The following is a 19,940-nucleotide window of genomic DNA, read 5'->3' on the forward strand; positions in this document are numbered from 1 at the left end:
TTCCTATGCCTCGATCGCCTTCTTCACCACTTGCATGGTGGCGGCCTGGCGTTCGTGGACGAAGTCCATGGCCTTCTTCACCTTGGCCTGGGCGGCGGGATAGTCGCTGTTGATGGCCAGGAGGGTGTCAACGGTTTTGCCTGCGGGCGTGGAGTCGAACTCCAGAAGCCATTCGGAGAGACCGATGTCCTTGAACATCCAGCACTTGGGACTGTGGAACTCTGAGTACGTGTGGATGATCGGCGTGCCGTTGGCCAGCGCGATGATGGGTGAGTGCGGCTCGTGACACACGACCGTGTGAGCCCGGGCAAAGACGGAGGCTGCTTCATCGGCGTTCCAGAAGGTGTCCAGATTCACTACGTTCTTCTGAATGTCCGCTGGCAACAGGTCATAGATGAGGCGCTTGTTGTGCACCATTTCCTTCTTCACCTCGGGCGAAATCAACACCTTGTACCCCGTGCGTTGGACCCACAGCGTCACGAGTTCGCGGTAAACACCGGCGCGCCGTTCGTCGTCGGCCACTTGTTCCGGAGTGGGGTGCAGGGGATTCAGCGGCGGATTGTGCACGCCAGGGTGCTTGGCGGTGTGGGTGCGCAGTTGCAGGGTGATGAACTTGCGGTGTTCCAGGCCGGCTTGTTTCATGAACGCCAGCGCCTTTTCATCATCACGCACATCGATGCCGAAACAGCCGTCCGGGGCAAACTCGAGCACCGGCGTTTTGACCCCTGCGGTCTGCAGGATTTCCAGGGTCCTACCTTCGCGGCAATAGACAAAGGCGGCGTTGTTCAGCAGCTCGATCCGCTCAGCCGCCTTTTCGCCCTGCACGAAGTCGGGGAAGTATGATTGACCGTAGAGACCGTAGGGCTTTCCGATCTTCCGGCAGTAGCTCATGAACGACGTGTCCGTGCCCATGCCGGAGTTGTGGATGGCCACATCCGCACGCTTGAAGGCTTCCACGAGCGCCTCGCCCTTCTTGTCCTGCTTGGTCAGATTGCCCTGGAGGATCTCCACTTTGGGGAAGCGACGGCGAAGCATCGCTTCGACGCGATCATCCAGCTTGGAGGCCCACAGGATGACTTGCGCCTCGGGGAGATGTTGCTCAAGAATGCGCAGCGTGCCCGGGGTGTGGCCGATGTCGCCAATGTTCACCGTGTCCCACGCGGACTTCAGCAGGACGGTCTTGCCCTTGCCAGCATCCTGCCCAAAGGCGGGCAGGGAAGCGGCTCCCAGAGCCAGGCCGGCTTGGGAGAGGAAGGTGCGTCGGGACTGCGTGGGAACTGCTGGGGAGGACATGAAGAAAGGGGCGAAACAGAGGGAATGTAACGGCTTCACCCGCCCGGGCAAGGCTTCCATTTTTGGCGGCGATCCAAACCGAGCCGGAGGGCTCACATTTGACGGTTCTGATCCGTCCCCGCCCACCACCCTGAGAGGCGCTCCCCAGGGAATGGGGGAATGGCCAAGCCAGCGGACTCATAGTGAGAGGTGTCGTTGAAGAGCGTGAGCCGGGCGCGAACAGGACTCTTGAAATCCACAATGTTCAACGCAGCCGGGCTCTGGTCCAGATTGTCCCGGTAACGCCGTGGGTCGAAGCCAAGAAGGGAGCTGAGCAGCAGCCGGATGGTGGCCTTGTGGGAGACGATCGCGACATTCCCTGAGGGATGCGCATGCAGGATGTCCATGAGAGCTGGCAGGGATCGGGCCGTGACGGCCAGGCCGCTCTCCCCGCCAGGAGGAGCAAAGGTGAAGGGGTCCTCCTCCCACGCCGCCGCCTCTTCGGGGTACTTCGCCTCCACTTCAGGGCGGGTCATCTCCTCCCAGTGGCCGTGCGAGATTTCGCGCAGACCGTCCCGAGGCTGCACCTCCAGTCCATGGGGCTGGGCCAGGATGCGGGCGGTTTCCATCGTGCGGTCCAGCGGCGAGGCATAGACGGCGGTGAGGTTTTCGTTCGCCAGCCGGATGGAGAGCCGGCGGGCCTGCTCCCGCCCCTGGTCCGAGAGGGGGACATTGATGGAGCCGGCAAACCGGTCCTCGGCCGTGAGGATCGTGGCACCGTGGCGAATGAGAAAGATGCGGGTGTTCATGGAGAAAAAGGAGGAGGGGAGATGTCAGGCAGAAATCAGACCATTTCCACCCGGCTATTGTGCCCTTCCCAGTGGTTGGACGCCAGCCAGTAGAACGTGAACTCTGCTGCGCCGCCGACATGAAGGTCAGCGGTGGGAAGGTCCACATACCACAAGCCCAGGGCTTCGTTGCGTGTCGTTTCTGTCTCTTGAGTGGACTGCCAGCCGTCCAACGACCACACCACTCTGGCACCGGCATTGAGCACGATGCGAAGCGTCTTGCCGTCATGCATGTGCCGCAGCGGATGGCGGAAGCTCCAGATCTCATGCCTGCCGTGGGTGCGCCGGATGACGTAACGGTCTCGAACCGGAGGCAGCAGATCGAAACACACCCCGTCGTTGCGGCTGCGGACAAGGGAGACGTACTCGGCATGGGACCAGCACAATGGCATGGCCGCACCCGTGGGGCAGCCAGGGCGCAAGTGCTCACCCGACGGGGCGTCATCCCAGAGCTGTTCGCTGATCATGCCGCCATCATTGGCAAACTCTTCCATCGCCTTGATATAGGGCATGGGGTCACGTCCTGCTGCGAGTTCGTAGTGGCCGCGCTCACCGGTGAGGATGGGCCAGGAGCGGCCCACGCCGCCGCCGTCGAAAGGGCCGCCATCCGACTTCTGCCCGTAGCCATCGTGGTTGTACCGTCGCCAGCCGGGCCCCTGGGGCAGGTCGCGCTTGATGACGCGGTCGATGACTTCCAGTGACTCAAGAATGACCGGATCATCGGCGGGGCGAATGCCCAGCCGCACAAGGTGGAGGAAATCACCGCCCACCACGTTCCGGGCCGGGTGATAGCCGCCGCCATTGGCCACCAGCAGCACGAGCGAGTCAGGGTCAGGATGGGGATCAGGAGCCAACGGGTCCGCAGGCGTGATGCGGACATAGTGACGGGATCGCCCCGGCACCAGATCGCCCCGCGTGGTGACAGTCCACTCCTCCAGGTGGTCAGACAGCCAGTCGGCATAGGCGAGGATGAAGTCGGAGGTGTCGCCAAGGTCTCGTTCCTGGGCAAACTCGGCAGCGGCCACCAGCCCTGCGATCACTGTCGCCAGGGTGGAGGGCGAGTAGCCCGCATTCTCCTCCCAGCGTTCCTGCATGGTGACGGGACCATTCTGAATAAGATGACCGACGGCGTGGCGGATCATGTTCCACGGGTCGAACAGGCCCAGTCCGTTGCCTTTGTGCTTCAACCGCCAGGCCAGCAGGATGGGCGCGGCCACCTCATCCAACTGCATGCCTGGCCAGTAGGCGTTGCCGTTGATCCAGGAGTTCTGCGGGAAGCTGCCATCCCTGCCCTGGATGGTGCTCAGCCAGATCAGAGCCCGCAACGGCGTGCTGTGTTGCCCGGTGGCCAGCAGCGCGCTGGCGCTCTGCACGAGGTCACGCGTCCACACCAGGTGATAACCGCCGAGGTCGTCATCGCCTTTGGATTCGCCCCAAGGGATGCTCATGGAGGCCACCAGCGCCCCCTGGAAGATCTTGTCTTCATGAGAGAGCAGGATGCACCGGCTCAGGCGGTACATGCTGCCATGATCCGCCGTGTTGTGGCTGAAGTCGTACTTGGCATCGATCACCGCCCGCTGCCACTGCCGCACATAGCCTTCACGGTGGATCTCAAACGGGGTGGCCAGGGACTGCAGCAGCTTGGCCGCCGTGCTCTGGCAACTTCCTCCAACGCCGACCGCCACCGTGAATTTCCCATTTTCAGGAAGTCGGATTTCTCCCGTGAGCGCAATGTTGCCGTGCTCCGCCGCTCTGAACTGCCAGTCCATCTGGAGGTTTTCGGACAAGTCCTGCCAGCCATCGCTGGCTCCGGCAAATCCCACCGATCGCTTCGTGAAACCAGAGCTGCACCCGAGCAGCAGATGCGTGCCCGCCCGTTCCGCATGCAGCAGTTCCGCGCCACCCAGGTCACAACACCAGCCCGAGTTGCCCTCGCCACGACCGGCAATGTGTGGTGCCAGCAGCACGTAGAGACGCAGTTTCCCTTTCAGCGCTTCATCCTTCACCTCCAGCCGGACCTGCATGAGCAGCACGGAGCGATGTGGGTCGGTGAGGATCTGCTTCACCAGCCGGTAGCGGCCCTCCGGAGCCGTGTTGATGACCTGGTAGAACGGGCAGTCTTTCTCCGGGTAGCTGATCTCGTGACTCAGATCGCGCTTCTCTTCATGAAAAAACGTTTTCCCATCGGTGATGAGAAGCTGGCAGTCCCGCGTGTTCGGTTGGTCCACATGCGGGTAGTAGATCTCATTGATGATGCCGTGGCTCAGAGTGAACCACACCCGGCAGCTCGTGTGGTAAGAGGTGCCCAGGCCCTCCTTCGCGCTGGAGGTCCAGCGGGGTGGGATGCCCGGCGCACCAAAGGCAGTACTGGCTGTGCCGGCGTCTGGCTGAGAGGAGGGATGAGGATTCATGCGGCTGGCCGGGATACGTTTTTGGGCACGGAGCAGGAGGCATTCATTGAGACCTCATCACATCGTCGGTGCCGCCATTGGCGAAAAATAGCAGGGAAACGCATGGTTTATCCACGATCAATCTCGTGCATTTTCAGTTTGAGAGCCTTTGCTCCCTGCCGACTTTTAGCCCGATGGCCAGGAAACACTTCGGAGACAAGACATCAGAGAGGGGTGAGGCGTGCACCGTCAATGAGTTCGCTGAACCGGGAGGTCCTGACAGGTCCTGCCAAGAGAACATTGGACCTTTGATCGGGGAAATGGATGCGTTCTTGGCAATCCATCGTGGGCTGGAGGAAATGAACAGTGGCAAAACCATCTGCGCCTCCGTCGTCCAGCGAAGGTTGAGGAATCTGTAACCGGAGGAGAGCGGATTGCTCCCGGGAGGGGGGCACCGGAATGTTTTGAACAAGGTCGTGATCCCGCCGCGTTATCTTGATCCATCTCCGATTTCTTCATGCAAAACCAACGCATTCTTCCATTGGCTCTCGCCGCATGCCTCATCATAGTCTCCGCCGCATTCGTTCCGGCTCTAGCCCAAACCCCGGTCCCTGCCGGCGAACCGACCAACGCTGATGAGGCGACGGCCAAGAAGGCGGCCGAAGCCAGGGAGCTGAATGCGAAGTTCGCAGCGTGGAAGTCCAGCCTGCCGGAGAAGCAGCAGGCCTGGGAAACAGTGCTCGAAAACAATCTGGGCAACTTCTACCTGCCCCTCTACCAGAAGGACAAGATCAAGACTCCGCCCACCCCCACGGCCTGGGACTACCTGGAAGATGACGCCAAGCTCCCCCGCGTGCTGCTCATCGGCGACTCCGTGTCGCGTGGTTACACACTCGCCACCCGGGCGGCGCTCAAGGGCAAGGCCAATGTGCATCGGGCCCCTGAGAACTGCGGCCCCACCGCCAATGGTTTGAAGAAGCTCGACATCTGGCTGGGGGAGGGGAAGTGGGATGTCATCCATTTCAACTTCGGCATTCATGATCGCGCAACGCCCAACGAGGAATATCTGACCCGGTTGAAGCAGATTGTGGAGCGTCTCAAAAAGACGGGGGCCAAAGTGGTCTGGGCAACCACGACCCCCATCCCACCCGACACCAAGGACGGCCCCAAAGCCACGGAGTCCATCGATGAGAAGAACCGGATCGCCCTGGAGCTGATGAAGAGTGAGGGCGTCGCCATTGATGATCTCCACGCCTTCATCCTTCCCCAGCTTGGCACTGTGCAGAACCCCAAGGATGTGCACTTCACCGCGCAGGGCTACGAGCTGCTCGGAGGCCAGGTCGCAAAGTCAGTGCTTGGAGCGATCAACGCCAAGTGAGCTTGTTTTAGGTTATTTCAAACATACCATCTCATGAACATCAAGTTGTTGCCCCATCTGATACCTTCGGTGCTGTTGCTGGTTGGAGCCTCCACGCTCACTGCGGCCCCTGAGCTGACCTTAAACGACCCCAAACCCCAACGGTACGAGCTCACCGCACGGGCCAGCCAGATCGATCCCCGGGCCAAAGAGCACCCGGAACTGGAGTTCGTCTTCACCAAGAAGGACAAACCTACCGATACGGAACGGGCCATGGTGGATACCCGGGTGAAGCCCCAGGGCAAGCTGGTCATCTGGCTCATGGGATACAACGGTGGTCTGTTCGAGCGCATTTCCAGCTACGGGTTGCACGGCATCCAGGTGCACTATGCCAATGGCTGGTTTGGGAAATTCTCCAAACTCGCGCCGGCGGATGATGACAAGTACCTGGGCAAGATTCGCCTGGAAGCTGCCACGGGCGAAGACTTCAGCTCAGCGGTGGAAATCCCCAAACCCGACGGCATGATGGAGCGTTCCTACCAGTTCGTGAAGTGGCTCGCCAAGGAGAACCCGCAAGGCAAGTGGGAGACCTTCCTCACTGAGGACGGCAAAGGCCTGCGTTGGGACAAGGTGATCATCTCCGGTGCCTCCCACGGGGCGACCACCGCGGCCCGCTTTGCCAAACATCAGCGAGTGGACCGCGTGGTCATGTTCTGCGGTCCGCGCGACCAGCTCGAGACCTGGCAGGGACTTCCTTCCGCCACGCCGGAGAACCGCTATTTTGGCTTCAGCCATGTTCTCGACGGGGGCTGGACCGGGGATCACTACTGCCGCTCCTGGGAGATGATCGGCTTGCACCAGTTCGGGCCCATTGTGAATGTGGACCGGGTCAAGGCTCCCTATGGCAACACGCGCCGCCTGATCACCGATGCCGACGTGAAGAATGACGCCAACAAAGCCCACGGCAGCGTGACGCCGGGCGGCTCCGCGGTGAAGAACGCCGCAGGCGAATTCATCCACGAAGACGTCTGGCGCTATCTTTTCAACCAGCCGGTGGACGCCGTGGGGCAGCCCGTGCCGGCCGATGCAGATTGCGAGAAAGACCTGCGCGGCAAAGAGAAGAAGGCCAAGTAGCCCGGCCGTTGGGCGGACCGCTACTCCGGCTTCTGCCAGGGTACGGCCCCGCCCTTCTGAATGTGCCGCCGCAACGCACTCGAAAGCTCCCGCGTGATTTTGGGTGCCTTGCCCATGACATTGCGCTCCTCCTTGGGATCATCCTCCAGGTTGTAGAGTTCCAGTGGGGCAAAGGGCCCGTTTTGCATGAGCTTCCAGCCGTCCTTGATGATGGCCTCATAGCTTTTGCCGCCATATTCAGGACCGCCTTCACGGCGCACGAAATAGAGCTCGCGCCCCGCCGGCATGGTCTGCCCTTTCAACGCGGGAACCAAACTCACTGCATCGGTGTCTGGAGGTTGCGCAACACCTGCGAGTTCGAGGAAAGTCGCGGCACTGTCGAAGCCCAACCCTGCGTAGTCCTGGCGTGACCCTGCGGTGACATGCCCCGGCCAGCGCACGATGAAGGGCACTCGCAATCCGCCGTCGTAGTGGTCCTGCTTTCCTCCCCGCCACGGGAGATTGCTCTGGCCGTGGGGCAGGGAGCCCCCGTTGTCCGCGGTGAAGATCACGACGGTCTCCTTGGCGAGGCTCGTTTCATCCAGTGTCTTCAGCACCTGACCGATCCGGTCATCCAGATGCTCCACGAATGCCACGTTGGCGGCCCGCTTGGGTTCGAGATCCGGATGCCGCTGCTTCACCCGATCCAGCCATTCCTGCGGCGGCTCGATGGGGAAGTGCGGGGCATTGAAGGCAAGATAGAGGAAGAACGGTTTGTCCGCGTTCGATGCACGGGATTTGAGATAGTCGCTGGCCCATTGGCTGAAGAGGTCCGTGGCATGCCCCTCAGGCTGGATCACCTCCTGGTTGAGGCGCATGTAGTTGTTTCCATGACGCAGGTGGGTGGTGTAGCTGTCCATCATGTCTCCCAGAAAGCCATGGAAGAGATCAAATCCGCGCTCGTTCGGCCGGTTGGGGGATTCCAGACCCAGGTGCCATTTGCCAATTGCCGCCGTATGATAGCCTGCATCATGCAATCGGTTGGCAAGAGTCGGGAGATTGGGTTTCAGGTATCCCCACGAGTTCTCCGGTTGCGTACGGATCACCCCGGGCACCCCCGCCCGGTCGGGATAGAGTCCGGTCAGGATGGCGGCCCGGCTGGGGGAGCACACCGTGCAGTTCGCCCGCATGTTCGTGAAGAGCATGCCCTCCGTGGCGAGCCGGTCGATGTAGGGCGTCTGCACATCCTTGGCACCATAGGCCGAGACATCGCCATAGCCGTGGTCATCGGTGATGATGATGAGGAAGTTCGGACGGGTTTCAGATGCGGCACACAGGGCAGGAGTGAGAGCGGGAAGGATTGATAGAATGACGAGGAATAGGAGACCGTGGAAAGAGAGTCGGTGTGAGGAAGGCATGGGGCTTGTGGTGCGGAGAGTGAGAGCGCGGCGCGGGGCGAGTTTGCGGTGGAATTTCAACGCGAAAGGGTGAGGGCGCATTTCAGGAGAGATGGGGGAGTCTGGGGTCTATCCAGGACTGTGACACCCATAGTATCCCGATCCCCGAAGGGGATCTCTAGCACAGCCCAACGCCGACGAGCTTCAAGCGAAGTCGCCGTTGGGTGGTTTTGAGGAGAGATTTCAACCTTGAAAAGGTTGTCTAGATGCTTCACCCGTTTAGAGCTCGCATCGTCAGCACAAACCACTTCTCCACCTCAATGGCACAATGCCTCTCCGCCATTTATCTGCACTTGGTATTTTCCACCAAAGATCGTCGTCCGTTCCTCAAGGATGCAGGTGTTCGCCACGAAATGCACGCCGTTCTGGGAGGAATAGCCCAATCATTGGATTGTGTTCCATTGGAGGTGGGCGGTGTGGAAGATCATGTCCATCTTCTTGTGAGGCTGCCCAAAACAATGACTGTCGCAGATGCAATCAAAGAGCTGAAACGCAATTCGAATGTCTGGGTAAAGGAAAAGGTGCCTGTGCTGAAGGACTTTTCATGGCAGGGTGGTTATGCCGCCTTTTCAGTGAGTGTCTCCAACATTGAGGCGGTGCGGCACTACATTCAGAATCAGGAGGAGCATCACCAGAAGACCGATTTCAAGGATGAATTGCGCGCGTTGCTGAAGCGGCATGTTGTGGAGTGGGACGAGCGGTATGTCTGGGATTGATGGAAAAGGTGAGCGAGAACCATCAAGACAACCTTTTCAAGGTTGGAACGGCTCCGCCTGCTAACCCACCGTTTGCTCGCTTGAGGCTCGCCAACGGTGGGCTGTGCTAGAAATCCCCTTCGGGGATTGGCTGCAGGATGTCGGCGCTTTCTGGGCCGTGCCCAACGTTGACTCGCCTGAGGCTCGTCCAACGTTGGGCTGTGTTACGGATCCCTTCCAGGGATCAGATGCCGCCGAGAAGAATGCCTTCCCGCCTTACTCCACTTTCCCCGCCCCCTTCTTCCTCCCCGCCCCACGTTTGCCTTCCGCGTCATTCAACGGCCCGGACATCGGCGGGGTTTCGAAGAACTTCCCATCTTCCACCAATCTCGGATCGCCGGTGCGCTGCAACTCATCCAACAACCGCTTTTCCAATCCTGCCTTCACTTGGGCATAGGCCGGATCTTCGGCCACGTTCTTGGTCTGGTGGGGGTCCTTCTTCAGATCATACAACTCCACGCGTGGACGTTTGCCATACACCCACTCGAAGTGCGCCTTCCATTCGGGGCTGTTGCGCTGGCCTACGAGCCAGGCCTTGGTGGGGCCGGAGTCCTCATCGGGCAAGGTGGCCCGGGTTTCATCTCTTATTTCCTCGTACGTGGGCGGATCGCTGCTGTCGAGACGGTAGGGATCGCCCATGGGATAGCGGTCGGGCTTGAAGTTGATGATCAAGAGGTGATCTGCCGTGTGGATGGCCCGCTGGGGATAGGGCATGTAGTCAGCCCGGGCGTTCTCCACGTGGCGTTCCCGGCCGGTCACCACCCAGGTGCGGTTCTCATCCACCAGACCGGATTTGTCTGATTTCAGCACGGGCCAGAGGCTCCGGCCGGTCATCACCTCGGGCACAGCCACACCTCCTGCCTCCAGGAACGTGGGGGCGAGGTCAGGGAGGTTCACGAAGTCATCCACCACGCGACCTCCTTTCACACCGGGTCCGGCAATGGCCAGGCTCACGCCGGTGCCGAAGTCATAGAGGTTGCACTTGCCATGAGGAAAGCCGGGTGCGCCATGGTCACCGCTGATGACGATGAGGGTGTTCTCCAGTTCTCCGCGTTTCGTCAGATCTTCAATCAGCAGACCCAGCATGGTGTCCAGCGCCTGGATTTCGCCAAAGTAATCGGCGAGATCCTCGCGCACTTCCGGTACATCGGGCAGGAAGGGCGGCATCTTGCCCTCGAGGGTGTCGGGATCGATGTGCCAGAGCGCCTTGCCGCTGCCCTGCTTCCAGGAGCGGTGGACGTTGGTGGGTCCAAACCAGAAGCAGAACGGAGCATCGGCTTCACGGGCGGACAGGAAGTCGCGGAAGTTTCCTAAAACCTCGTGATACATCTCCTGCTTCGCGGCCTCGATATCCTTCCCCTGGGCCACCAGGGCAGACACGTTCTCAGAGAAGTTGTTGAACCTGCCGCCCGCCTTCTGGTAGGCGTACTTCTGCCCGCCGTACGGGGCATCTGCCGGAGTGCCCGGTCCCCAGACTTTGTAGGACTTGCCGATATGGTATCCGGCATCCTTCAGCAGCAGGGGGTAGGAAGGAATCTTCTCGTCCCACACCGCGCCGCGCAAGATCGATCCGCGACCGGTGCGCCAGAAGTACTGGCCGGAGAGCAGGGAGCTGCGGCAGGGAGTGCAGGAGGGCGCATTCACATGGGCATTGCGGAACAGCACCCCTTCGCGGGCAATGTGGTCGAAGTTAGGGGTGCGAACCACATCGTTGATTCCTCCCGGCCCGTTGATCTCGGAGTAGATGCTGGCGTAGCGTCCCCAGTCATCCGCAAAGACGAAGAGGATGTTGGGGCGCTTGGTCTCGGCCGCAGGCAGTGAAAGGGCGGTCAGACCGCCCCAGCAGGCGGCGACGAAGAGGAGAAAGAGTCGTTTCATGATGACGAAGGTGCTAAAACGGACTGGTCAGTCCAGTTGTGGAGTTCCAGGTATCACCCCTGTGCGATGCTGGCTCACAGCCTCCTGGATGCGGACGAGCACATCGGGATGCTCGGCTGCAAGCGAGCGTTTTTCACCTGCGTCCAGGCCCAGGTGGAACAACAGAGGCGGATCTTGAACTTCACGTTTGCCGGGACCATAGCCTGGCTGGGTGATAAAGTGGGCTTTCCACTCACCCAGACGGCAGGCATAGAGCTGGTCACCGCGGTAGTAGAAGAAGGGGCGTTCGGGCAGTGCTTTGCCCTCCAGCAGGAGGGGGCGGATGTCGGTGCCGTCGATCACCCGATCCTTGGGGACTTCAGCTCCTGCGAGGGCCACGGAGGTGACAAACAGATCCATGGAGTTGGCGGGTGTGCGGCTCACGCCTGGCTTGATGTGTCCCGGCCACCACGCGATGCCGGGGACGCGCATGCCGCCTTCCCAATGGCTGCCTTTTCCATCTTTGAGTGGTCCGGCACTGCCTCCTTGAGCGCCCATGATCAGCCAGGGGCCGTTGTCGCTGGTGAAGAATACCAGGGTATTCTCAGACAGTCCTTCCTTGCGCAATGTCTGAAGGACCTGTCCGACGCTCCAGTCCAGCTCCTCCACCGTGTCGCCATATATGCCGGCCCTGCTCCTGCCTTTGAAGTTCTCCGACGCAAACAGCGGCACGTGCGGGAAGCTGTGGGCCATGTAGAGGAAGAAGGGCTGGCTTTTCTTCTGCTGGATGAACTTTACGGCCTCCTCAGTGTAGTGCCCGGTGAGATGAACTTGGTCGGCGGGCTTTTCCACCACCTCGCCATTGCGCAGCAGGGGTACGTTCCAGCCATCGATTGGTGGGGTGGGGGATCCGGTGGACCCTTTGGGAAGGTCGGGGCGGGCATCCATGTCATTGGAGTACGGGAGACCAAAGCTCTGGTCGAACCCCTGATCCAGAGGGCGTGATCCCTCGTGAATGCCGAGGTGCCACTTGCCTACATGGGCGGTGGCGTAGCCACGGGCCTTCAGGGCTTCCGGTAGAGTGATCTCTCCCGCAGGCAGTCCGCCCGTGGAATTGGGAAACAACACCCGCCGTTTGCCGTACATGCCGCTGCGCACCGGGTAGCGGCCCGTGAGCAGGGCGGCCCGGCTGGGCGTGCAGACCTCCGAGGCAACGTAGAAGTCAGTGAAGCGCAGCCCCTCGGCCGCCATCTGGTCGAGGTGCGGGGTGGCGATGGTGGGTGAGCCATAGCAGCCCAGATCGCCATAGCCCAGATCATCGGCAAAGATGATCACGATGTTGGGCGGCCGGTCAGCAGCCTGCGAGCCCGGGCTGAGTGTGAGCCCCGCCGCAGCAGTGGCCAGGAGGAGGAATCGGGAGGTGACGGTCATTTGGCAGAGGAGACGGTTTTGGTTTTGGGCTTTGAGTTCGTCGTGGCGACCCATTTCATCAGCTCCTGGTGCAGGTCGCGGGTCTTTTCAGATTGCTGGGCGCTCAGATTGCGGTGTTCCCCGGGATCGGAGGAAAGGTCGTAGAGCTCATTTTGGCCGGTGGTGAAGTAGTGGATCAGTTTCCATGAACCCAGCCGAAGCGCGGCCGAGGGCTGGCTGCCGGAGCCATGCTCATGGGGGTAGTACCAGGCAAGGGGGCGCTCCTGGAGCGAGTCGTCTGTCCCGGTGCCAGCCAGGTTGGCGAGGGAGCGCCCATCGAGGTGCTGCTCTGGCAACTGGGGCAGCCCGCTCAACTCCAGCAGGGTGGGGTAGAGATCGGGCGTGTAGGCTGGGGTGCCGATCACGGTCCCGCCTTTCAGATGGCCCGGCCAGGAGATGTAGCACGGCGTACGGATGCCGCCTTCATAGTTCCAGCCCTTGCCGCAGCGCAACGGCAGGTTGCTGGTGGGGCCGGTGCGACCTTTGGCCAGCGTGCACAGTCCGCCATTGTCTGAAGTAAACACCACGATGGTCTTCTCCCGGAGCTTCTGCTCTTCCAGGGCCTTGAGCACACGGCCGATGTTGGTATCCAGATTCTCCAGCAGAGCGGCGTAGGCAGGGTCATCCTGGCGGGGGCGGGACTGGGCTCCAAATGGAGCCTCCACTGGAGGAGCGGGGGCGTCGCCATACATCGCCTTGGCCTTGGCCTGGTATTTTGCCACCAGTTCCTGGGGTGGCTGGATGGGGGTGTGTACGGCGTAGTGGGAGAAGCAAAGGAAGAAGGGCTTGGTGGTGTCCCGTTGTTTCAAGAACTCCAGCGACTTTCCCGTCAGGGCATCCGTCAGGTAGTCTCCCTCGGTGCCTGGCTCCAGATCGGGCACGTCCCAGAGCGTGTCTTTGCCATCCTTCTTGCGGTAGGGGTAGTAGTAGCTCGCAGGCTGGCCACCCCGATTGACCGCGGCGGTCCATTGAAAGCCGTGTTGAGCGGGCTGGTCTGCATCGGCCTCACCCAGGTGCCACTTCCCCACGTAGCCCGTCTGATAACCCTGCGCGGCAAAGGCCTCGCCAATCGTGGTTTCAGCGGTGGGAAGGGCCACGCCGGACTTGGGCTTGATGTAGTCGGTGATGCCCACGCGTTGGGGCACCTTGCCGGTCATGAGTGCGGCCCGGGTGGGGGAGCAGACGGGATGAGCGGAGTAAAAGCTGCTGAAGCGGACCCCTGATGCCGCGAGAGCATCGATCGCCGGGGTTTCATAGAATTTGGATCCTTCCACGCCCAGGTCCTGGCTTCCCAAGTCATCCACGAGAAAGAGCAGAACGTTGGGGCGCTCCGGGGTGGCGGCAGCGGCTGCGCTGGCAGCCAGAAGGATCGCGGCGAGGGTCAGGGGAATTCGGTTCATCCTTGTGAATGACTGATTGATGGAAAGGTGGGCGTGGAATTATCGCGAACGCTCCAACAGACGGCGTTGGATGCGGTCCGCAGGCTCCTTAAGAGTCAGTCCTCGCACAACTGCCTGGGCCTCCTCCAGCGGGACATGGCCGGCGTCGGTCATGAAATCCAACGCATTCAGTGCGGCCAGTATTTCATACGGACCCCCGCTGGCGATGACCTCCTTCAATGCGGCCAGACCTTCGCGTTCGCCATGCAGCCAGCCCAGAGCCTCCGCTGCCACCACGCGGACGTCTGCCCAGTCATCCGACTTCGCCAGTCCCAGCAGTTTGTCTTTGGCGGGAGCGGAGTTCTCTTTGAGAACGAGGCATCCGGTCGCTGCCCAGTAGCGGATGACGGGGTTGGGATCCTCCAGAGCCTTGATCAGGATCAGAAGGCCGTCTGCTTTCCCTGAACAGGCTTGATCGGCCACATCAATGATGCGCTCCAGCGGATAGTTGCTGCTTTGAGCATAGTCGTACAGTGTCTTGTCTCCCGCCAGCCGTGTGTACATGCCTTCCGGGATGAACCCGGTGTCCCGAGTCTGGAGCAGTTTCTGACGCAAAAGCTTCGCCATCTCCTGCAGCCGTGCGGCCTGCTCTGGCGCTGCGGCCAGATTTTTGATGTTGTACGGGTCCCCGCTGGCATCATAGAGCTCTTCACCGGACTTGGGCTGCCAATACGCCGACTGCGCGGGATTGCACCGCCCTGCCTGATATTCCGCGAACCAGGAGCGCATGCTGGGCTGCACTTCAAATGGGTAGCTGTAGGGCTGGCCCCATGGACGATGAGGGCTGTAGTTCCGGATGTAGAGATGGCTTCCCGTGCGGATGGCGCGGGCGGTGTCATACCGCTCATCCATGCGGCCCCGGAAGAGGAAGACATCATTTCGTGGTGGTATTTTGTTGTTGCCCAGAAAGGCGCGACCTTCGTAGTTGGCGGGCTGGGCGATGCCACACAAGCTGAAGACAGTGGCGGGGAAGTCGGCGAAACACACCAGTTGCTCCACCCAGCTCCCGGGCGCATCCGGACGCCATGAGGCCCACTTTTCCGGGATGCGGATGATCAGAGGCACTCGGGTGCCAGCGTCATGCAGATGTCGCTTGCCTCCCGGCAGCGCGCCACCGTGATCGCCGTAGTAGAAGACGATCGTGTCATTCGCCAGACCCTCTTTCTCAAGCTCCTTGAGCACCTCGCCCACCTGGCTGTCCATCAGGGTGATCTGGTCGTAGTAGTTGGCCCAGTCCTTCCGGATTTGCGGCGTGTCAGGATGATAGGGCGGCAGCACGATCTTTTCCGGCGGGACGCGGAAGGTATCCTTGCCCTTCTTGGGGGCCACCTGGCTTTCATGGCTGGACGTGAAGTTGAAGACGGCAAAAAACGGCTGCCCCGCAGCGCGGTGGCGATAGTGCGCCTTCTTGCTGCTTTCGCTCCAGACGTTGTTTCCTGTGCCCGCCACATTGTAGTCGGTCTTCACGTTGTTGGTGCAGTAGTACCCGGCGGCACGCAGCACCTCGGGGTAGAGCTTGAATCCGGCCGGGATGGCCACGCCACTGCGGTGGTTCTGCACGCCCAGGCTGGAGGCGCACATGCCGGTGATCAGGGTGCTGCGCGCGGCCGAGCAAACGGGAGCGTTGGCATAGGCGTTGCGGTATCGAACCCCTTCCGCGGCCAGCTTGTCCAGATTTGGCGTCAGAGCCAGGGCATCTCCGTAGCAGCCCAGATAGGGGCTGTTGTCCTCACTGGTCACCCAGAGGATGTTGGGGCGGTCTGGCGCAGCCCTTAGTGGGCTTAAGCAAGACGCAAAGATCAGTGGCAGCAGGGTGGCAAGGAGAAAACGGTACATGGCGATCAAAAGGGGCATGGAGAAGATGGTGACTCAGCGAGCGCAGCGCAGAGGAGGCTCATTCACCATTGGACTTGGTGCCAGGTACTACACGTATGGGAGGCAGCTCCTGGAGTTGGGCCATCAGCCTGGAGACGATCTCCGGCTGTTCTCCAGCGAGGTTGCGCGTCTCATCCGGATCCGTCTGGTAATCGAAGAGCTCCACGGCTTCAGGCTGATTCTTCGTACCCGGGCGTGAGCTGATGCGCCAGCGATCATCCCGGAGTGACCGCCAACCCTGCGTCCACCACGAGCGGGCGGGCTTGCTGGTAGGAGCGGAGGGCGAATCCATCTGGGGGCGAAGACTCCTTCCATCGAGTTCCTTTGGTGCAGGCAATCCGCAGAGATCCGTCAGCGTGGGGAACAGATCAACGGTTTCCACCACCGCTCTGCTCGTCACTCCCGGGGCGTTCATCTTCGGGTGACGGATCATCAGAGGGCTGACGAGGGCCTTTTCAAACAGGCAGTGTTTGCCCCAGATGTTGTGTTCTCCGAGCAGAAAGCCGTGATCACTCCAGATCACGACGATGGTGTTGTCATCCAGGTGCAGTTTTTCCAGGGTGGTCAGCACCCGGCCGACCTGGGCATCCACATAGCTGACACAGGCGGCATATGCCCGCCGCACCTCTGCCGCCACTTCAGGGAGCAGGTCCGTGTCGTCTCCGGCGAGCCTCGCGTAGTTTCCGTGAAGCTCTCCGCTCTTGTGCCAGGTGGAGGGCCAGCCAGGTTTCGCGGCTGCCGCCTCGACCGGGGCTGGGAAGGGTGATATTCCTTGAAGATCGAAGTAGGACTTGGGGCAGGCAAAGGGCAGGTGGGGTTTGAAGAAGCCCACGGCGAGAAACCAGGGGCTTTGAGACGTGCTAAGCCCTGCCAGCATGCGCTCCGCCTCATCGGCCACGAAGGCATCGGGATAAGAATGGTCCGGGCCGTCAAAGGACTCCAACGGCAGCGTCACCCCTGGCACCCTGGGTTTGCCGTTGGCCGTGCCGTGCATAAGATGCTGCGGGGCTCCCCAGGGCGTCTCGGGAATCCAGCACCTGTCCCATGAACCCGGCAGCTCCTCGGGACCCTCTGCCCACAACCTGCCGGTGCGACCGCCGGGGTGGTGCGTGATTTTGCCCATCGCGTAGGTCTTGTAGCCGTGGCGCTGGAACCATGCCGGCAGATTGGCGTCCCCCCATTGGCCCTGGGTGCTGGCGATGGCACCATTGCCCAGTTGCGCGGCAGTTTGCGGATAGCGCCCCCTCAACAGCGCGCAACGCGATGCCCCGCATGTGGGCACCTGCACGTAGTGGTGGCTGAAGGTCCGTGCCGTCCGGGCAAAGGCATCCATCCTGGGCGTCCGGGCGCGCTCGTTTCCCAAAACTCCCAAATCATTGCGCAGATCATCAATGGCGATGAAGAGCACATTGGGGGCCGCGGGCGCCCCGCTACACGTGGCAGTGAAGCCGCAGAGCAGGGCGATGAAGTGGAGGGGAAAACGGAAGCGTGTAGCCATGGCAGTACAGGGAAGCCCCGTAAACGACCTGCCCAGCACCAGAATTACGTCAATCTGGAGCCATTTCGGGCGATGCGCCTTCTCTTGCGTTCCTCCCGGGCATCAGCCATCACTTGAAGTCCTGCATAGGTGGGCTGCATCCCATTGCCGCCACTTTGGCCGTGATGGCCTGACGTTGTGCAATGCTGGCTTTTTTGGACTGATGGTGTATTGGCCCGGTCAATAGGGCCATTGATTTTATCAAGTCGCGGGCTCTGCCGCCTCTCTCCAGAGTGGCCGCCATGCAAACGCTGTACCGGACTCCCCACCTCACGGCTGACCGCTCCGACCGGGACCGCGGTTCTCGCATGACCCTCCGGCCCGCCACTCCAGCGGATCGGGAACGCGTCTCCGCCATCCGGCATGAGGTGTATGCCCAGGAGATCGGGCAGCATCCGGCAAATCCAACCGGCAAGCTCACGGACCGCCTGGATGCCACCAATCACTACCTCGTGCTGGAGATGGATGGTGGCCTGGCCGGGTTCATCAGCATCACCCCGCCCCAGAGCCCTTCCTACTCTATCGACAAGTATTTCAGCCGTGAGGAACTGCCAATTCAGGTTCACGCGACCCTCTACGAAGTGCGCCTGCTCACGGTGCTCAAGGCCAGTCGGGGGTCAGAGATCGCAGCCTTGCTCATGTACGGGGCGCTGCGATGGGTGGAGTCGCGGGGCGGCACCCACATCATGGCCATCGGCCGGGAGGAGGTGCTCTCCATCTACCTGAAGGCGGGGCTTCGCGACTGCGGAGCCAGTGTGCAATCCGGGGCCGTGACGTATCGCCTGCTGCATGCTCCCGTGGAGGCCCTCCACCGCGAGACGGACCGCATGACCGGTTTGCTGGATCGCCTGGAGCGGCATGTGAACTGGCAGCTCGGGATCGCTTTCCGCAAGCCCGCGGCCTGTTTTCACGGGGGCGCGTTTTTTGACCGGATCGGTCCGCGCTTCGACCGCCTGGATTCTGCCCAGGGGATCATCAATGCAGATGTGCTGGATGCCTGGTATGCTCCCGCGCCCGCGGTTCAGGAAACTCTGGAGCGGCACCTGCCCTGGTTGCTGCGCACCTCCCCACCCACTGACTGTGGCGGTCTGCTGGAGGTCATTGCCACCGCGCGTGGGGTGAGGCCCGCGCAGCTCCTGCCCGGGGCTGGCTCCTCCGATCTCATCTTCCGTGCCTTCTCCCGCTGGCTCACGCCTGCCTCCCGCGTGTTGCTGTTGGACCCCTCCTATGGAGAGTATGCTCACGTGCTGGAAAAGGTCATTCGCTGCCAGGTGGACCGCCTCACTCTGAAGCGTGAGGACCGCTACGAGGTGCCGCTGGAGACCCTGAAGGCTGCCTTGGGCCGCGGGTATGATCTCGTGGTGCTGGTCAATCCCAACAGCCCCACGGGCAGGCACATCACCCGGCAGAACCTGCTTCAAACTCTGGCTGCCGCCCCGGCTTCGACCCGGGTCTGGATCGATGAAACGTACGTGGACTTTGTGGAGCCGGCCCAGTCTCTGGAGACCGCTGCGGCCCAGAGCGAGAATTTGATCGTGTGCAAGTCCATGTCCAAGGTCTATGCCCTGAGCGGGGCCAGGGTGGCATATCTTTGCGCCGCTGCTCATCAGCTTGAGGAGTTGCGCGCCTGGACGCCGCCGTGGGTGGTGAGCCTGCCCTCTCAGGTCGCAGCGGTCAAAGCCCTCCAGAGCCCCGCTTACTACACCGCCCGCTGGGCGGAGACCCGGGAGCTGAGGGAGAATCTGGCGGCCGCCCTGCGCTACCGCGGCTTCCACGTGGTCCCCGGTTCCGCCAACTATCTGCTTACCCATCTCCCGGTCGAAGGTCCCTCCGCCGCAGAGGTGGTCCAGGCCTGCCGTGGCTTTGGCCTCTATCTGCGCGATGCCGCCGGCATGGGCAGCCAGTTGGGCACCCATGCCCTCCGCTTCGCGGTCAAAGATGCCGCGACGAACCGGCGGATGCTGAGCATCCTGGATGTTTGCCTGGACTAGGCACTCCTGCTCCGGCAGACTTGCCACTCGGGCGTGACCACTAGAGCGGAAGGGGCATCACCTGTTCCTTGCCAAGTCGCCGCCGCTCATCAAGTTGTCCCATGAGCTATCAGATCCCTGTCAGCGACTACGAGGAAACTTCGGGCATCGTCTTCTTTGCCCGCATGGTGGACAAGATCCGCCTGCATGCCGCAGGCAAGCTCGCCCCGGACTATCTGCGCGGGTTCATGGATCAGACCTGCCTCGATGCCCGCTTTTGTCGCTTCTGGGAGGTGGACTATGATCAACTGGTGGTTCGTACCCTGGAGGGCGGCACCAATGAGGAATTGCTCGCCTGGTGTTTTCGTGATCGCAAGTTCCCCAACGATGAGCAGATCCTGGTGTGGAATTCCTTCCTGATCAAACGTGGCTGGCGTGACAGCGGCTCACCGGGGATCATCGAGGCCAAGGCTGCCAACGGCTGGCAGGACCGCAACGACATTCAGACCTATGTGGACCTGCATGACATGGATGAAGGCCGCCAGCCTCGGTTCTCGTCTTAGCCGTTCAGTGTCGGTATTGTGGGGGTGGGGTGGCACT

General features: G+C 61.4%; 14 protein-coding genes. 5 read left to right on the top strand and 9 right to left on the bottom strand.

The features are described 5' to 3' along the window. Window positions 1-3: 3 nt before the first annotated feature. The 3 genes from VSP_RS03060 to VSP_RS03070 all read right to left on the bottom strand — a co-directional run bounded on the left by VSP_RS03060 (window position 4) and on the right by VSP_RS03070 (window position 4,531). On the bottom strand, window positions 4-1,293 hold the full coding sequence (locus tag VSP_RS03060) for a polysaccharide pyruvyl transferase family protein (protein WP_009958663.1): 1,290 nt from the start codon (window positions 1,291-1,293) through the stop codon (window positions 4-6). A 92-nt stretch (window positions 1,294-1,385) separates the two neighbouring features. After that, a complete protein-coding gene (locus VSP_RS03065; RefSeq protein ID WP_009958664.1) occupies window positions 1,386-2,081 on the bottom strand; it encodes a histidine phosphatase family protein in 696 nt (231 codons plus the stop codon). 35 nt (window positions 2,082-2,116) lie between these two features. Beyond that, window positions 2,117-4,531, bottom strand: a complete 2,415-nt coding sequence (locus tag VSP_RS03070; protein WP_009958665.1) for a glycoside hydrolase family 15 protein — start codon at window positions 4,529-4,531, stop codon at window positions 2,117-2,119. 496 nt (window positions 4,532-5,027) lie between these two features. On the opposite strand from VSP_RS03070, the gene VSP_RS03080 reads away from it, so the two are divergent. Then, the gene (locus VSP_RS03080) at window positions 5,028-5,888 is read left to right on the top strand and encodes an SGNH/GDSL hydrolase family protein (protein ID WP_009958667.1); all 861 of its coding nucleotides are present in this window, start codon (window positions 5,028-5,030) and stop codon (window positions 5,886-5,888) included. 33 nt (window positions 5,889-5,921) lie between these two features. After that, window positions 5,922-7,001 (top strand): BPSS1187 family protein, encoded by a 1,080-nt coding sequence (locus tag VSP_RS33625; protein WP_009958669.1) that lies wholly within the window; start codon window positions 5,922-5,924, stop codon window positions 6,999-7,001. 20 nt (window positions 7,002-7,021) lie between these two features. Here the strand turns inward: VSP_RS33625 and VSP_RS03090 are convergent, their stop codons facing one another. Then, a complete protein-coding gene (locus VSP_RS03090) occupies window positions 7,022-8,398 on the bottom strand; it encodes a sulfatase family protein (RefSeq protein WP_157210707.1) in 1,377 nt (458 codons plus the stop codon). 299 nt (window positions 8,399-8,697) lie between these two features. Between VSP_RS03090 and tnpA the strand changes: the two genes are divergently transcribed. Then, window positions 8,698-9,153 carry an IS200/IS605 family transposase gene (tnpA, locus tag VSP_RS03095; RefSeq protein ID WP_009958672.1) on the top strand — a complete coding sequence of 152 codons (456 nt, stop codon included), beginning with the start codon at window positions 8,698-8,700 and terminating at the stop codon, window positions 9,151-9,153. Between the two features lie 255 nt (window positions 9,154-9,408). On the opposite strand, the gene VSP_RS03100 is transcribed toward tnpA, so the two are convergent. The 5 genes from VSP_RS03100 to VSP_RS33635 are packed head-to-tail and all read right to left on the bottom strand — an operon-like array spanning window position 9,409 to window position 17,331. Next, window positions 9,409-11,070 (bottom strand): sulfatase family protein, encoded by a 1,662-nt coding sequence (locus VSP_RS03100; protein ID WP_009958674.1) that lies wholly within the window; start codon window positions 11,068-11,070, stop codon window positions 9,409-9,411. Window positions 11,071-11,097: 27 nt separating this feature from the next. Further along, window positions 11,098-12,480 carry a sulfatase family protein gene (locus VSP_RS03105; RefSeq protein ID WP_009958675.1) on the bottom strand — a complete coding sequence of 461 codons (1,383 nt, stop codon included), beginning with the start codon at window positions 12,478-12,480 and terminating at the stop codon, window positions 11,098-11,100. After that, entirely contained in the window at window positions 12,477-13,919 is a 1,443-nt protein-coding gene (locus VSP_RS03110) for a sulfatase (RefSeq protein ID WP_009958677.1), read from the bottom strand. The genes VSP_RS03105 and VSP_RS03110 overlap by 4 nt, the downstream gene beginning before the upstream one ends. A gap of 39 nt (window positions 13,920-13,958) precedes the next feature. Further along, window positions 13,959-15,812, bottom strand: coding sequence for a sulfatase-like hydrolase/transferase (locus VSP_RS33630; RefSeq protein ID WP_009958678.1), 1,854 nt, complete (start codon window positions 15,810-15,812; stop codon window positions 13,959-13,961). A 40-nt stretch (window positions 15,813-15,852) separates the two neighbouring features. Then, entirely contained in the window at window positions 15,853-17,331 is a 1,479-nt protein-coding gene (locus VSP_RS33635) for a sulfatase (RefSeq protein WP_009958680.1), read from the bottom strand. A gap of 281 nt (window positions 17,332-17,612) precedes the next feature. Here VSP_RS33635 and VSP_RS33640 point away from each other — a divergent pair, with 281 nt between their 5' ends. After that, complete coding sequence (locus VSP_RS33640; protein WP_009958681.1) at window positions 17,613-19,361, top strand: histidinol-phosphate aminotransferase family protein; 1,749 nt, start codon at window positions 17,613-17,615, stop codon at window positions 19,359-19,361. A 101-nt stretch (window positions 19,362-19,462) separates the two neighbouring features. Next, entirely contained in the window at window positions 19,463-19,903 is a 441-nt protein-coding gene (locus tag VSP_RS03135; protein ID WP_009958683.1) for a DUF5069 domain-containing protein, read from the top strand. Window positions 19,904-19,940: the final 37 nt, after the last annotated feature.

It is taken from the genome of Verrucomicrobium spinosum DSM 4136 = JCM 18804, assembly GCF_000172155.1.
Classification (GTDB): domain Bacteria; phylum Verrucomicrobiota; class Verrucomicrobiia; order Verrucomicrobiales; family Verrucomicrobiaceae; genus Verrucomicrobium; species Verrucomicrobium spinosum.

What these genes read in the sequence shown, in the direction of transcription:
- VSP_RS03060 (WP_009958663.1), bottom strand. Translation starts at nt 1,293, where the DNA reads ATGTCCTCCCCAGCAGTTCCCACGCAGTCCCGACGCACCTTCCTCTCC.
- VSP_RS03065 (WP_009958664.1), bottom strand. Translation starts at nt 2,081, where the DNA reads ATGAACACCCGCATCTTTCTCATTCGCCACGGTGCCACGATCCTCACG.
- VSP_RS03070 (WP_009958665.1), bottom strand. Translation starts at nt 4,531, where the DNA reads ATGAATCCTCATCCCTCCTCTCAGCCAGACGCCGGCACAGCCAGTACT.
- VSP_RS03080 (WP_009958667.1), top strand. Translation starts at nt 5,028, where the DNA reads ATGCAAAACCAACGCATTCTTCCATTGGCTCTCGCCGCATGCCTCATC.
- VSP_RS33625 (WP_009958669.1), top strand. Translation starts at nt 5,922, where the DNA reads ATGAACATCAAGTTGTTGCCCCATCTGATACCTTCGGTGCTGTTGCTG.
- VSP_RS03090 (WP_157210707.1), bottom strand. Translation starts at nt 8,398, where the DNA reads ATGCCTTCCTCACACCGACTCTCTTTCCACGGTCTCCTATTCCTCGTC.
- tnpA (WP_009958672.1), top strand. Translation starts at nt 8,698, where the DNA reads ATGGCACAATGCCTCTCCGCCATTTATCTGCACTTGGTATTTTCCACC.
- VSP_RS03100 (WP_009958674.1), bottom strand. Translation starts at nt 11,070, where the DNA reads ATGAAACGACTCTTTCTCCTCTTCGTCGCCGCCTGCTGGGGCGGTCTG.
- VSP_RS03105 (WP_009958675.1), bottom strand. Translation starts at nt 12,480, where the DNA reads ATGACCGTCACCTCCCGATTCCTCCTCCTGGCCACTGCTGCGGCGGGG.
- VSP_RS03110 (WP_009958677.1), bottom strand. Translation starts at nt 13,919, where the DNA reads ATGAACCGAATTCCCCTGACCCTCGCCGCGATCCTTCTGGCTGCCAGC.
- VSP_RS33630 (WP_009958678.1), bottom strand. Translation starts at nt 15,812, where the DNA reads ATGCCCCTTTTGATCGCCATGTACCGTTTTCTCCTTGCCACCCTGCTG.
- VSP_RS33635 (WP_009958680.1), bottom strand. Translation starts at nt 17,331, where the DNA reads ATGGCTACACGCTTCCGTTTTCCCCTCCACTTCATCGCCCTGCTCTGC.
- VSP_RS33640 (WP_009958681.1), top strand. Translation starts at nt 17,613, where the DNA reads ATGCAAACGCTGTACCGGACTCCCCACCTCACGGCTGACCGCTCCGAC.
- VSP_RS03135 (WP_009958683.1), top strand. Translation starts at nt 19,463, where the DNA reads ATGAGCTATCAGATCCCTGTCAGCGACTACGAGGAAACTTCGGGCATC.